This is a genomic window from Mesorhizobium sp. YIM 152430 (assembly GCF_029210365.1).
Classification (GTDB): Bacteria; Pseudomonadota; Alphaproteobacteria; order Rhizobiales; family Rhizobiaceae; genus Aliihoeflea.
Genome location: NZ_JARGES010000001.1, coordinates 1 through 14,348, shown reverse-complemented (window position 1 = coordinate 14,348; position 14,348 = coordinate 1). Strand labels below are relative to the sequence as shown.

Sequence of the window (14,348 nt, the reverse complement as noted above, 5' to 3'; positions counted from 1 at the left end):
GAGCGTTGCTCACCCCGTCCGCAACACCACGTTGCCCGTCACCTTGCCGGCCTCCACCGCCTCATGCGCGGCGACGATCTCGTCGAGTCCGTACGTGGCACCGATCGTGTGCTTCAGAATTCCCGCTTCAAGCATCTCGCCCAGTTCCCGCAGCCGCGCGGCGCGCTCCTGTGCCGTCAGTTCGTAGACGACGAAGAACTGAAGCGACAGGCTCCCCCAGAGCAACGCCGGGAAAGCCACCGACACGTCGCCGGCGACGTTGGAGCCGTAGCACACGAACTTGCCGTGCTGCGCGAGCACGCCGCCGGGCAAAAGCGCTGCGGTCGAGGAAAAATCCATGTCGATAATGCCGTCGGCGCCCTTGCCGCCGGTCAGTTCCTTGACCCGAGCCGCGACGTTCTCGCTGCGATAGTCGATCACCGCATCGCATCCGGCCGAAAGCGCATGGTCGCGCCGGGCGGGCGAGGCGGTGCCGATCACGCGCGCGCCGGCGGCCTTGGCCATCTGCACGGCGTAGTGCCCCACCGCCGCCGCCGCACCCGTCACCAGCAGCGTCTTGCCCGAAACGTCGCCGTGCAGCTTCACCGCATGGAGCGCGGTCAGGCCCGGAATGCCCATGCAGGCGCCTGCGTCGAAATCGATGCTACCCGGCAGCCGCACGGCCTGCGCGGAAGGCAGCGCGATATACTCCGCCGCCGTGCCGAACGGCCGCTTCCACTGGCCGTTCCAGGTCCAGACCCGCTCGCCGATGCGGCCCGCATCGACGCCGTCTCCGACAGCCTCGACGATGCCGGCGCCGTCCGAATGCGGAATGATGCGCGGCGCGATCAGCGGTCGGCCGCGGCGGCTCTTCACGTCGGACGGGTTGACGCCGGAGGCTTTCAGCCGGACGAGCACCTCCCCGGCGGCCGGCTTCGGCGTCTCCATGTCGCCGACCACCAGCACATCCCGCGCCTCGCCGTTCTTCTCGTACCAGCCAGCCTTCATCGTTTCGTCCTCTCATTTGAATTCCTGGCGCGCAAACTCTTCGCCAGCCGCGCCAATTGCAAGAGGGCAAGCGGCGCAAGCCAGATGAGGGCGTTCGTCCACTCTCGCGTCAGAAGCAGCCAGTGCCCCAGCGTCAGCACCGCCGCCGGGTAGGCGAGGCGCTGCACCGCCTTCCAGCTTCGGCCCATCGCGCGCAAAGCCCGGTCGTTGGAAATCGCGGCCATGACGAGAAGCGCGGCGAATGCCGCCCAGCCCGTCCACATCGACGCCCAGGCCATGCCGGCGAGAATGTCGGCGAAGCTTCCGACCGACAGCGTGAGCACGACCATATGGATGGCCGAATAGGCGGCCGCCGCAAGTCCGATCGCCCGCCTTTGCCGCACCAGCCAGCGCGTCCACGCCGTGGTGGCGAACAGCGCCTTCAAGGGCGAGATCGCCAGCGCCAGGACGAGCAGAATCGCCGCCGCCTCGCCGGTCGGGCGGATCGGCACCCGCCACGGCGCGCCCAGCGCCAGCGGCGCCAGCATGGCGAGCGCCGGCAGCATGAGGACCAGGAACAGGAAGAGGCGCGATTGGAGCAGCATCGAGTGAGCCAATTAGCTGAACTGGCTGGATCACGCCATCTGCGGGTTTGCCGATTTACATGGCAAGGCCGCAGTTTGCGGCGTCTCTTGGAAACCGAGCATGTCGCAGGTCGCGCCCGCCACCGCCGTTCCGTCCGTCTCCTCGCGCGAGGAGCGGGTGGGGCTCCTGCTCGTCTTCCTTTCCGCCCTGTTCTGGAGCTTCGGCGGCGCCATCGCGCGCTATATCGAAGCGCCCGATTCCTGGACGGTCGTCTTCTGGCGCTCGCTTTGGGCCGCTTCGTTCCTCATCGGCTACATGGTCTGGCGGGACGGCTTTGCCGGCACCAGAGACCTGTTCCGCAAGATGGGCCTGCCTGGCGTCGCGGTCGGCTTCTGCTTCGCCACCGCATCGACCTCCTTCGTCGTCGCGCTCTCCTACACCACCGTCGCCAACGTGCTCCTGATGCAGGCCGGCGTGCCGCTCATCGCCGCGCTCATCGCCTTCGTCCTCTTTCGTGAGCGCGTCTCGCTGGCAACCTGGTGCGCCATCGCCGCCGTCATCATCGGCGTCGCCATCATGGTGTCGGATTCGCTCACCGGAAACGTCTCGCCCATCGGCGACGGGCTCGCGGTGCTGATCGCGCTGGTCTTCGCCTGCGCCACCGTCATCACGCGCCGCTATGCCCATGTCCGCATGACGCCGGCAACCTGCCTCGGCACGCTCATCGCGGCCAGCTTCGCCGCGACGCAAGCCTCGGTCTTCGCGGTCTCGGCGCCCGACATGGCGTTCCTCTTCGCCTTCGGCGCGCTCAATCTGGGCCTCGGCCTGGCCTTCTTCGCCACCGGGGCGCGGCTGATCCCGGCGGCCTTCGCCGCGCTGCTCGGCACGTTCGAAACGCTGCTCGGCCCCGTCTGGGTCTGGCTTGCCCATGCCGAAATTCCATCGGCGCGAACCATTCTTGGCGGTGCGGTCGTCTTCGTCGCGCTTCTCGTCCACATCGCACTGGAGTTCCGCCGCCAGCGCCGGCCCGTCAAACCGGGCGTCACCGGCGTCCAGCAGCCGAACTGACGGCCGCTGCCGCGCCCCCATTGACTCCGCTCGGGGCGGCGGGCAGGCTGTCAAATGTGTCAACAATCAGACAGGTTTATCTTGCAACCCACGGCAACGGGCATCCTCGAAACGCATCCTGAAACATCTACAAACCATCCGGCCCCCCCGCCCGAGCGGGAGACGTCAGCGTCCAAATTCGTCTCCGCGGATCACGAGCGCGAATACCGCGCCTTCATCGAGGAACATCCTGATATCGAAGCCGTCGAGTTCCTGCTGGTCGACCCCAACGGCGTCATGCGCGGCAAATGGGCGCCCGGCGATGCGCTGAAGAAGGCCTTCGAGGAAGGCGTCAATTTCCCGATGTCGCTGCACGGCCTCGACGTATGGGGCCGCGAGGTCGTCGAGACGGGGCTCCACATCGAGACCGGCGATCAGGACGGCTATTGCCGTGCGACGCGCGGCACCTTGTCGATCGTGCCCTGGGCCAAGCGCAAGACCGCGCAGGTACTGCTCCAGACCTTCACCCCGGAGGGCGAGCCCTACATGGCCGACCCGCGGCAGGTCTTGAAGAGGAAGATCGCCGAGGTCAACGCCAGGGGCTTCTTCCCCGTGGTCGCTTTCGAACTGGAATTCTATCTGCTCGATCCGCAGACCGAATGGACCGACGGGATGCCCGGTCCCGTCGGCGCCACCGCCGGGCCGGACCGGCTGCGCATGTACGGGCTCGACGATCTTGCCGAACATGCCGACCTTTTCGACATGATCCGCGACGCTGCGGACGCGCAGGACCTGCCGATCGACACGATCATCAAGGAGGCGGCACCCGGCCAGTTCGAGGTCAATCTGAAGCACCGCTCCGATCCGCTCAAGGCGGCGGACGACGTCATCATGCTGCGCCGCATCGTGCTGGGCTGCGCCCGCGCGCACGGGCTGACGGCCACCTTCATGGCAAAGCCCTTTCTGGAATTTGCCGGCAACGGAATGCACGTTCACGCCTCGATGCTGGACGCGTCCGGTTCGAACGTCTTCGGGGGGCCAAGCGGCCGCAAGGTGCTGGAATCGGCCGTCGCCGGCCTTCTCACCACCATGCCGGAATCGCTCCTGATCTTCATCAATACGTGGAACGGTTTTCGCCGCATCACGCCCGGCTCCTACGCGCCGACGCGCGCCGTCTGGGGAGAGAACAACCGTTCGGTCGCGCTACGCATTCCGGTTTCGAACGACACCAACCGCCGCGTCGAGCACCGCATCGCCGGCGCCGACGCCAATCCCTATCTCGTGCTCGCCGCCATCATCCAAGGCATGGTCGAGGGCATCGAGGCCAAGGCCGTGCCGCCCCCGCCGGTCGACGGCAACGCCTATGACGAGGACGGGCTGATGCTGCCCGACGACATGGACGACGCGCTGCAACTGATGGCGAAGAGCGCCTTCGCCGACCGCGCGCTCGGGCCGTTCCTCGCCAAGGTCTACCGGGACCTGAAGCGGGCCGAGATTGTCGCCTTCTGGGCCGAGATCACGCCCCTGGAGCGCACCACCTATCTGTGATCCATCGCCGCTTGCCGCACTGCAAGAACGGCAATAGGTTTTGTTTATCAGGGTGTTCCGGCGCCCCAGGAAAATCGACAGAGGAGAAGTCGAATGAAATCGTGCAACACGCTGCTCGCAGCCGCCACATCGGTGCTCGCCCTCGTTCTCGCGGGAGGCGCCGCCGCGCAGGATCGCGTCGTCAACGTTTACAACTGGTCCGACTATATCGACGATTCGTCGATTGCCGAGTTCACGGAGAAGACCGGCATCCGCGTCGTCTACGACGTGTTCGATTCCAACGAGATTCTGGAAACGCGCCTTCTGGCCGGCGGCTCGGGCTATGATGTCGTCGTGCCGACGGGCCTCTTCCTGTCGCGCCAGATCGAGGCCGGCGTCTTCCAGGAACTCGACAAGTCCAAGCTGCCCAACCTCGAGAACATGTGGGATTTCGTCGAGGAGCAGACCGAAAAATACGATCCCGGCAACGCCTATTCGATCAATTACATGTGGGGCACGGTCGGCATCGGCTACAATCCGGCCATGGTCGAGGAGCGGCTCGGCACGTCCGAGATCACGAGCTGGGACATCGCCTTCGACCCGGAAAACCTCGCCAAGCTCGCCGATTGCGGCGTCTACTTCCTCGACAGCCCGACCGACATCCTGCCGACCGTTCTTCTGTGGCTCGGCAAGGATCCGAACTCGACCGAGCAGGCCGATCTGGAAGCCGCCGAGGAGGTGATGCTCTCGGTGCGCCCGCACATCCGCCGCTTCCACTCGTCGGAATACATCAACGCGCTCGCCAATGGCGACATCTGCTTTGCCGTCGGCTGGTCGGGCGACGTTTTCCAGGCGGCAGACCGCGCGGCCGAGGCCGACAACAATGTCGAAGTGGCCTATTCCGTGCCGGAAGAGGGCGCCCAGCTCTGGTTCGACCAGATGGCCATTCCCGCCGATGCGCAAAATGTCGAGGAAGCGCATGAGTTCCTGAACTTCATCATGGAGCCGGAAGTCATCGCGCGGGCGACGAACTACGTCTATTTCGCCAATGGCAACAAGGCGGCCGAAGAGTTCATCGAGCCCGAAATCCTCGAAGACACGGCGATCTACCCGGACGACGAAACGCTGGAGAAGATGTTCACGGTCATGCCCTACGAGCCCCGCTTCCAGCGTCTCGTGACGCGAAGCTGGACCCGCATCGTCACCGGCCAGTAATGACACGAAAGGCCCGGGCTTCCGGGCCTTTCCTTTCCATCGAGGGGACGGACATGAAATCGCTGGGAAGCATTCGCCGCAGCTTTGCACCCTGGGCCGATCCGAACGCGAAACCGTTCATCGCCTTCGAGAACGTCACCAAGCGGTTCGGCGATTTCACCGCCGTCGACAATCTGACGCTTCATGTCTACGAGCGAGAGTTCTTCGCGCTGCTCGGCGCGTCGGGCTGCGGCAAGTCCACGCTCCTGCGGATGCTGGCCGGCTTCGAGGAGCCGAGTTCGGGCCGCATCCTGCTCGACGGACAGGATCTGGCCGGCATCCCGCCCTATCGCCGCCCCGTCAACATGATGTTCCAGTCCTACGCGCTCTTCCCGCACATGACGGTGGAGAAGAACATCGCCTTCGGCCTGAAGCAGGACGGAATGCCCAGGGCCGAGATCGAAAAGCGCGTCGCCGAGATGCTGAAGCTGGTCAAGCTGGAGCAATTCGCCAGGCGCAAGCCTCACCAGCTCTCCGGCGGCCAGCGCCAGCGCGTCGCGCTCGCCCGTTCCGTCGCCAAGCGGCCGAAAGTGCTTCTGCTCGACGAGCCGCTCGGTGCGCTCGACAAGAAGCTGCGCGAGGAAACCCAGTTCGAGCTGATGGATTTGCAGCAGCAGCTCGGCCTCACCTTCATGGTCGTCACCCACGACCAGGAAGAGGCGATGACCATGGCCGACCGCATCGCCATCATGGACAAGGGCGAGGTGATGCAGGTCGCCACCCCCGCCGAAGTCTACGAGGCCCCGGCCTCCCGCTTCGTCGCCGATTTCGTCGGTTCCGTGAACATCTTCGAGGGCAGGATCGCGGGCCGCGCGGATGGCGGCGTCGAGATCGCTACCCCCGACGGCATTACCATCCGCGCCGATGATTCCAGTGCTGCGGGCGAGGGCACGGTCTGGTACGCCGTGCGCCCCGAAAAGATCCGCATCTCGTCGCAAAAGCCGGACAACCCCGCGCTCAATGCGATCGAGGGCGAGGTCTGGGACATCGGCTATCTCGGCGACATGACCGTCTACAACGTCAAGCTCGCGGGCGGCCAGGTCGTGCGCTCCAGCGAACTCAACAGCCAGCGCACCACGCACGACCCGATCACCTGGAACGACCGCGCCTGGCTCACCTTCCCGGCCGACGCCGGCGTCGTGTTGACGCGGTAAGCCCCATGAACCGCCTCGCCGCCGCGATCGCCTCCCGCGCCGCCATCATCGTTCCCTACCTCTGGCTGCTGGTCTTCTTCCTCGTCCCGTTCCTGATCGTCTTCAAGATCTCGCTGTCCTTCACGGCGATCTCGATGCCGCCCTACACCCCCACCTTCGATCTTTCCGAAGGCTGGGCAGCCTTCACCGAATCCCTTTCCGAGCTTTCCTTCGAAAACTATCTCTGGCTCCGGGACGATGCGCTCTACTTCAACGCCTATCTGACCAGCGTCGGCATCGCTGCCGTCTCCACCTTCCTCGCGCTCCTGATCGGCTATCCCATGGCCTACGCCATGGCGCGCGCGCCCGACAGCCTGCGCCCGCTGCTCCTGATGCTGGTCATCCTGCCCTTCTGGACCTCGTTCCTGATCCGCGTCTATGCCTGGATCGGCATCCTGAAGCCGGAAGGACTGCTCAACCAGTTTCTGCTCTGGCTCGGAATCATCGACGCGCCGCTGATCATCACCGGAACCTATGCCGCGATCTATATCGGCATCGTCTATTCCTACCTGCCCTTCATGGTCCTGCCGCTCTATGCGACGCTCGAGAAGATGGATTTCTCGCTGATCGAGGCGGCGCAGGACCTCGGCTCGACGCCGGCCGGCGCCTTCTGGAAGATCACCGTGCCGCTTTCCGTGCCGGGCATCGTCGCCGGCTGTATGCTGGTCTTCATCCCGGCGGTCGGCGAGTTCGTCATCCCGGACCTTCTCGGCGGCTCGCAGACCTTGATGATCGGCAAGACCTTGTGGAACGAGTTCTTCGCCAATCGCGACTGGCCGGTCGCCTCCGCCGTCGCCATCGTGCTCCTGCTCGTCCTCGTCGTGCCGATCATGTTCTTCCAGCAGGCGCAGGCCAAGGCCCAGGAGCGCGACCGATGAACCGTCTGTCGCGCTTCAACATCGTCTCGCTGGTGTTCGGATTCGCTTTCCTCTACATCCCGATCCTTCTTCTGGTCATCTATTCGTTCAACGCGTCGCGGCTCGTCACCGTCTGGGGCGGGTTCTCCACGCGCTGGTACGTCTCGCTCTTCCAGAACCAGCAACTCATCGACGCCGCCTGGGTCACCTTCCGCGTCGCCTTCCTGTCGGCCTCGGTCGCGACGGTGCTCGGCACGCTTGCGGCCATCGCGCTGACGCGCTACACGCGCTTCCACGGCCGCATCCTCTTCACCGGCATGGTCTTCGCGCCGCTGGTGATGCCCGAAGTCATCACCGGCCTGTCGCTGTTGTTGCTCTTCGTCGCCATCGGGCTGGAGCGAGGCTTCATGACCATCACGCTCGCGCACATCACCTTTTCGATGTGCTTCGTCGCTGTGGTGGTGCAGTCGCGGCTCCTCTCCTTCGACCGCTCGCTGGAAGAAGCCGCCCAGGATCTCGGCGCGACCCCGGCGCGCACCTTCTTTTCCGTCACGCTGCCCGTCATCCTGCCGGCCATCGTCGCAGGCTGGATGCTGGCCTTCACCCTGTCCCTGGACGATCTGGTGATCGCCAGCTTCACCTCCGGTCCCGGCGCGACGACCTTGCCGATGCGCATCTACAGCCAGGTCCGGCTGGGTGTGACGCCGGAGATCAACGCCGTCTCCACGATCCTGATCGGCGTGGTGGGCGTCGGCGTCATCATCGCCTCGCTGGTCAACAAGCGCCGCGACGTGCAGCGCCGCCGCGACGAGCAGGTCGCCGCTCAGGGTTGAGTGTCGGCCCCGGCGTCCTCGGGCGGCGTTTCTGCCTCGTTGACGATCATCGGCGAGATGAACGGCTCGTCCCAGCCGCCGCCGACGAAGAATTTCACCGCCTCCCCCGTCACCTGGCCCTGTCCGTCGACGGGTGCGATGTCGCCCGAGAGTGCGAGCGCCCGGCCGGCGAGCGGCACGATCCCGTTGAGTCCGGCGCGCCGTCCCTCCAGCAGGATCGATCCCGTGTCGATCCGCGCGAGACCACGGCCGACGGCGGCGCTGAACTGAAGGCCGCGGATCGGCATCGCTCCTTCGGCCACCTCCGACAGCGGGAACAGCCGGCCCTCCGCCGCGCGCGCGAGAAAGGCGTTGACGTCGATGCCAACGATGTCGCCCGGCCCGAAATTGGCCGTGAGGGTTCCTTCCGATGTCGAGATGACCGTGTTCCAGTCATTGCCCTTGCCGCGCAGGATGGCGGAGAGGTTTCCGCGCGTCTGCGGCACGAAGCGCTTGGCGCCGGCCTGAAGCGTCATCGCGCCGACATCGATCTCGCTTGCGAGGAACCGCAACTCGACCTCATTGGCCCGGCCGGCCGGCTCGATGCGGATGCCCGCCTGGATCGTGCCGCCGAAGGCCGAGGCGTCCGAAATGTCGAAGGCGGCGTTTCCGTTTTTCAGTTGCGCGGTCGCAGCCAGTCCTGCCAGTGCGAAATCGCCGAGCTGCGCCTGGCGGGCCGACAGTCGCAGGTCGAGATTGAGCTGCCGTGCGGCGGTTTCGTAGATCAGGTCGGCGGCTTCGTCGACCTTGTCGATCTGGGGCGTGAAGGCGGCAAGGAAGGTGCCGAGATTTAACTGGTCGAAGGCGATCGAGCCGGCGATGGTTGGCGTCGCTCCGCCGGTCGAAAGTTCGAGGACGCCGGTGCCGGGGCTTCCGGCAAGGTCGAGCGCCGCTTCCTCGATCTGGAGCCGCTCCGCGCTGCCGGTGATCCGGCCCGAAAGCTTCGCCGCGCCGATGGTCTGGCCGGCGGCGATGTCGGTGCGCGACCATTCGAGCGCGCGGCGAAGCGAAGGCGTCTCGAAGCTCGCCTGTCCGTCGAAGAAGGAATTGGCCGAAAGGTTCGCCGCGCCATCGAAGCGCAGCTTGGCGGGCGCGGCGTCGAGCGAAAGGCGCACCGGCGAGGTTCCGCCGGCCAGAAGCAGCAGCGGCTGCGCGCTCGATGCCTCGACGCGGATCGCCTCGCTGCGCCACACGCCGTTCGCCGTCAGCGTCGCCGGCCGGTCGAGCGCCGGCCAGCCGATCTGACCTGTCAGACCCGACAGGATCACCTGGTCCTCGCCTTCTTCGACCACCGCGATGCGCCCGTCATTGAAGGTCACCTGCCCGAACGCATCTCGCGGCAGGCCGGACAGGTCGGGATCCACGGCATTGGCGCTGACGACCTGGCTGGCCGTATCGATCGCGCGGCTCATGCGTCCGCCGCCGGGCAGGGGCGGCAGGTCGAAGACGGGCGTCGCCTTCGTCAGGCGCAAAAGCGGATGTTCGAGCGCAAGCTTTGAAAACACGACGTCGCCGCGCAGTGCGGCCAGGGCCGACAGGTCGATGTCGACACGCTCGGCTTCGAGCACCGGGCGGCTGTCATGCCCGCCCCATTCGTAGAGCGCGACATTGGAAAGATGGGCGGAAAAGGTCGGCCACACGTCGATGCGCGGCGCCTGGCTGAGTTGGACGCGATAGCCGCTCCAGGCCGAAAGCTCGTAGGCGATCCGGTCGCGCACGAGCTGCGTCGAGGCGATCCACGGCAGCGCGAGAACTAGCCCGACGCCCGCGACGATGAGGGCGGCGAGCCCGATGATCGTTCGTCTGACGACCTGTCCCTGCATTCAACCTCGCGGACTGGCCGACCGGATCGGCTGTGCGCCGATCGATCCCCGGTTCCGGTTTAATCGATGCGAATGTGCCTTTTCAAGCATTTGTGGCCTTGGAAGGGCCGTTGCCAACGTATTTCTACGATGCCGCGCGTGGCTTGTCAGCCAAGGCCGCTCCGTGCTTCAAGAGCGCGACATTTCTGGGAGGACCCGCATGACCGAAACCGCGCCGCTCTGGACCCCGAAGCCGCAGGACATCGAGGCCGCGCCGATCACCGCCTTTGCGCGCGAGGCGGCCGTTGCCGGCCGTGAACTCGACGGTTACGACGCGCTTCACGCCTGGTCGGTCGAGGACCGGGAAGCATTCTGGAGCCTCGTCTGGGATTTCTGCGGCGTCAAGGGCGAGAAGGGCACGCGCGTGCTCGCGGACGGCGACCGGATGCCCGGCGCCCGCTTCTTCCCCGATGCGAAGCTGAACTTCGCCGAAAACCTCCTGTCGAAGCGCGGCGCGGACGATGCGCTCGTCTTTCGCGGCGAGAACAAAGTCGCGCGCCGCATGTCGTGGGACGAGCTTCACGCGCTCGTCTCGCAACTCCAGCAGCTTTTCCGGGCGCATGGCGTCGGTGTGGGCGACCGCGTCGCGGCGATGATGCCCAACATGCCCGAGACGATCGCGGCCATGCTCGCGACCGCCTCCATCGGTGCCATCTGGTCGTCTTGCTCGCCCGATTTCGGCGAACAGGGCGTGCTCGACCGCTTCGGCCAGATCGAGCCGAAGCTCTTCATCACCGTCGACGGCTATCACTATAACGGCAAGGCGCTCGACGTGTCGGACAAGGTCGCCGCCGTCGTCGCCAGGCTGCCGAGCGCCACCCGCGCCTTCATCGTCGACTATCTCGGCAACGCGAAATCGGCCGCCGCGAAAATCGACCGTGCCGAAACCCTGTCGGACGCGATTTCCGGCATCGCACCGAAGGAGGTCGCGTTCACCCGTCTTCCCTTCGCGCACCCGCTCTACATCCTGTTCTCCTCGGGAACGACGGGCATCCCGAAATGCATCGTCCACTCGGCCGGCGGCACGCTGCTCCAGCACGTCAAGGAACAGCGCCTTCACGCTGGCATAGGCGAGGGCGACCGCTTCTTCTACTTCACTACCTGCGGCTGGATGATGTGGAACTGGCTCGTCTCGGGCCTGGCATCCGGCGCAACGCTCCTGCTCTATGACGGCTCGCCCTTTTACCCCGACGGCAACGTCATCTTCGATTTCGCCCAGGCCGAGAAGATGAATTTCTTCGGCACCTCGGCGAAGTTCATCGACGCGGTGAAGAAGGCCGGCCTAGAGCCGAAGGCGACGCACGACCTTTCCTCCGTGCGCACCATCGCCTCGACCGGCTCGCCGCTCGCGCCCGAAAGCTTCCGCTTTGTCTATGAAAGCGTCAACGAAGACGTCCACCTCGCCTCCATCTCCGGCGGCACCGACATCGTCTCCTGCTTCGTCCTCGGCGTGCCCACCAAGCCCGTCTGGATCGGCGAGATCCAGGGGCCGGGCCTCGGCATGGCCGTCGATGTCTGGGACGACGACGGCAAATCGGTTGTTGGCGAAAAGGGCGAACTCGTCTGCACAAGGCCGTTCCCGGCCATGCCGATCATGTTCTGGAACGATCCCGACGGCGCGAAATACAAATCCGCCTATTTCGAGCGGTTCGACAATGTCTGGTGCCATGGCGATTTCGCCGAATGGACGGCGCATGGCGGCATCGTCATCCATGGCCGCTCGGACGCGACGCTCAATCCGGGCGGTGTGCGCATCGGCACGGCCGAGATCTACAACCAGGTCGAGCAATTGCCGGAGATCGCCGAGGCCATCTGCATCGGCCAGTCCTGGGACGACGACGTGCGCGTCGTGCTCTTCGTCCGGCTCGCCGGGGGCGCCAAACTCGACGAGGGGCTGGAAAAGAAGATCCGCACGCAGATCCGCACCGGCGCCAGCCCCCGCCACGTCCCGGCGCGCATCGTCGAAGTCGCCGACATTCCACGCACCAAGTCCGGCAAGATCACCGAACTCGCCGTGCGCGATATTGTCCATGGCCGCGTGGTCAAGAACCAGGAAGCGCTTGCCAATCCCGAAGCGCTGGAATTCTTCCGCGACCTTCCCGCCCTGCGCTCCTGATGGTGGTTAACAAGTCCTTGCGGCAAAATTTACCGCATCTGCAACGTCCCTAGCATTCGGTAAAAATTTCGGTATCCCGGCAAGGTTTCGTTAAGGATTGCCGGGCCATTGTGGGTGCAACTTGAGACAAAAGACGCACCCGGTTGGCTGCGCTCCTCCGCTTCAAGTCCCTGTGTGACACAAATTCCGTAGCGCCCCTTCTCGGGGCGCTTTTTTTATCTGCAAGTCTGCGGTTTTTCCGAAGTGCGACCCCCACCATCACATCATCGCTTCGCGATCCCGTGCCAGCGCGCGTGACAACAGCACCACCGGGATCAGCGATGTCACGATGATCAAGAGCGCCGCCACCGCACCGTCCTCCGGCCGCCCGCGCGAGGCGTTCTCGTAGACATGCGTCGCCAGTGTGTTGAAGCCGAACGGGCGCAAGAGGATCGTTGCCGACAATTCCTTGATCGTGTCGACGAAGACCAGCACCGCCGCCGTCAATATGGCGGGGCCGAGCAGCGGCAGGATGACGGCGCGCGCGCTCTGGCCGGGCGTGCGCCCGAGGCTGCGGGCCGCCTCGTCGATATTGGGCGGCAGCTTTTCCAGCCCCGACCGGATCGACCCTTCGGCGAGCGCGAGAAACCGGATCGAGCAGACCAGCACGACGGCGGTGGCCGAGCCGGTCAGCAGCAGCCCGGTCGAGATGCCGAACGCATCGCGCATCACCGCGTCGAGCGCATTGTCGAAGCGGGCGAGCGCGAACAGAAGCCCGAGCCCCATTACCGTTCCCGGCAGCGCATAGCCGACCATCGCGAAGCGCGTCAGCCCGGTCACCAGACGCGAGCGCGCCAGTCGCGCCGCCTGGATCAGCACCAGCGCGATCACGATGGTGACGACCGCCGTCGCGGTCGCCGTCACGATGGAATTGGTCAGCGCGTGGAAAAGGGCCGGATCGGCGAACTGCTGCATCCGGCGCGAGGCGTAGTCGGCAAAGACGTAAAGCGGAATGCCGAAGCCGGCGACGACCGGCAGGCCGGCGGCAAGCGTCGCCAGAACGGCCTTGCCGCCGCCAAGAGCGACACGCGGCGGCTTGGCCTTCATCTGCGTTGCGCGCATCGCATGGTAGCGCTGGCGTCGCCGCGCCCATTGCTCGGCCATCAGGAGCGCGAAGACGATGACGAGCATGATCATCGCGATCTGCGCCGCGCCTTCCAGGCTCCCCCGGTTCAGCCAGGTCGAGAACACCGACAGCGTCAGCGTGCGCACGCCCAGATATTCCGACGCGCCGATGTCGTTCAGCGTCTCCATCAGGACGAGCGCCACGCCGGCCGCGATCGCCGGCCGCGAGATCGGCAGCAGGACCTTGCGAAACACCTTGCCCGGCCGCGCGCCGAGCGTGCGCGCCACGTCGGCGATGTTGCGCCCCTGCATGATGAACACGACGCGGGTCGTCAGATACACATAGGGAAAGAGCACGGCCGACAGCACGATCGCCGCGCCCGTCGTCGAGCGGATGTCGGGAAACCAGTAGTCGCGCGTGGTCTGGAACCCGAAGATGTCTCGGATCGCCGTCTGCACCGGCCCGGTGAAGTGGAAGAACTCGCCGAACGCGTAGGCGGCGAGATAGGGGGGCACGGCAAGCGGCAGCACGAGCGCCCAGGCCAGCATCCGCCGCAGCGGAAAATCATAGGCGACGACGAGCCAGGCCGTCGTCACGCCGATCGTGGCGGTGCCGATCGCCACCAGCGCCATCAGCCACAGCGTCGTAGTGGCCGCGCGCGGCAGCACGAAATTGACCAGATGCGGCCAGTCCTCGCCGGTTCCCGAAAGCGCGATGCCGGCAAGCGTCAGGACCGGCAGGAGGACGACTGCCGCCACGACGGCGCTCAAGCCGATCGCCAGCGGATGCCGCTGTCGCCGCGCGCGCGGCGCGGGCGGGGAAATGGTGGCGGTCCTGTCGATCAGAAGCTGGTCGGTCACGATCTGCTCGTCCGGCGAAAACGGCAAGGGCCGGTCCGATAGCGGACCGGCCCGATGCCAGCGTCTAGCGTTTGAGCTTAGCTGCTCGGACCGTCGTCGAGCCC

Annotated in this window: 11 protein-coding genes; 7 read left to right on the top strand and 4 right to left on the bottom strand. The window is 65.8% G+C overall.

The features are described from left to right. Positions 1 to 9 precede the first annotated feature (9 nt). Positions 10 to 987 (bottom strand): NADPH:quinone reductase, encoded by a 978-nt coding sequence (locus PZ895_RS00055; protein WP_275836991.1) that lies wholly within the window; start codon positions 985 to 987, stop codon positions 10 to 12. Next, entirely contained in the window at positions 984 to 1,571 is a 588-nt protein-coding gene (locus PZ895_RS00050; protein WP_275836990.1) for a ferric reductase-like transmembrane domain-containing protein, read from the bottom strand. Before PZ895_RS00050 ends, PZ895_RS00055 begins: the two co-directional genes overlap by 4 nt. A 100-nt stretch (positions 1,572 to 1,671) precedes the next feature. Here PZ895_RS00050 and PZ895_RS00045 point away from each other — a divergent pair, with 100 nt between their 5' ends. The 6 genes from PZ895_RS00045 (at position 1,672) to PZ895_RS00020 (ending at position 8,262) form a co-directional block, all read left to right on the top strand. After that, positions 1,672 to 2,619 carry a DMT family transporter gene (locus tag PZ895_RS00045; RefSeq protein WP_275836989.1) on the top strand — a complete coding sequence of 316 codons (948 nt, stop codon included), beginning with the start codon at positions 1,672 to 1,674 and terminating at the stop codon, positions 2,617 to 2,619. Between the two features lie 81 nt (positions 2,620 to 2,700). Beyond that, a complete protein-coding gene (locus PZ895_RS00040) occupies positions 2,701 to 4,146 on the top strand; it encodes a glutamine synthetase family protein (protein WP_345803510.1) in 1,446 nt (481 codons plus the stop codon). Positions 4,147 to 4,239: 93 nt separating this feature from the next. After that, positions 4,240 to 5,340 carry a polyamine ABC transporter substrate-binding protein gene (locus tag PZ895_RS00035; protein ID WP_275836988.1) on the top strand — a complete coding sequence of 367 codons (1,101 nt, stop codon included), beginning with the start codon at positions 4,240 to 4,242 and terminating at the stop codon, positions 5,338 to 5,340. Between the two features lie 53 nt (positions 5,341 to 5,393). Further along, positions 5,394 to 6,533, top strand: a complete 1,140-nt coding sequence (locus PZ895_RS00030; RefSeq protein WP_275836987.1) for an ABC transporter ATP-binding protein — start codon at positions 5,394 to 5,396, stop codon at positions 6,531 to 6,533. 5 nt (positions 6,534 to 6,538) lie between these two features. After that, positions 6,539 to 7,450, top strand: coding sequence for an ABC transporter permease subunit (locus PZ895_RS00025; RefSeq protein ID WP_275836986.1), 912 nt, complete (start codon positions 6,539 to 6,541; stop codon positions 7,448 to 7,450). After that, a complete protein-coding gene (locus tag PZ895_RS00020) occupies positions 7,447 to 8,262 on the top strand; it encodes an ABC transporter permease subunit (RefSeq protein WP_275836985.1) in 816 nt (271 codons plus the stop codon). Before PZ895_RS00025 ends, PZ895_RS00020 begins: the two co-directional genes overlap by 4 nt. Here the strand turns inward: PZ895_RS00020 and PZ895_RS00015 are convergent. Further along, positions 8,253 to 10,124: an AsmA family protein gene (locus tag PZ895_RS00015; RefSeq protein ID WP_275836984.1), complete on the bottom strand. Its 1,872-nt coding sequence runs from the start codon at positions 10,122 to 10,124 to the stop codon at positions 8,253 to 8,255. The genes PZ895_RS00020 and PZ895_RS00015 overlap by 10 nt on opposite strands. Positions 10,125 to 10,323: 199 nt before the next feature. Here PZ895_RS00015 and PZ895_RS00010 point away from each other — a divergent pair, with 199 nt between their 5' ends. Then, the gene (locus tag PZ895_RS00010) at positions 10,324 to 12,279 is read left to right on the top strand and encodes an acetoacetate--CoA ligase (protein WP_275836983.1); all 1,956 of its coding nucleotides are present in this window, start codon (positions 10,324 to 10,326) and stop codon (positions 12,277 to 12,279) included. Between the two features lie 258 nt (positions 12,280 to 12,537). Here PZ895_RS00010 and PZ895_RS00005 read toward each other — a convergent pair whose 3' ends face one another. Next, complete coding sequence (locus PZ895_RS00005) at positions 12,538 to 14,208, bottom strand: iron ABC transporter permease (RefSeq protein ID WP_275837067.1); 1,671 nt, start codon at positions 14,206 to 14,208, stop codon at positions 12,538 to 12,540. Positions 14,209 to 14,348: the final 140 nt, after the last annotated feature.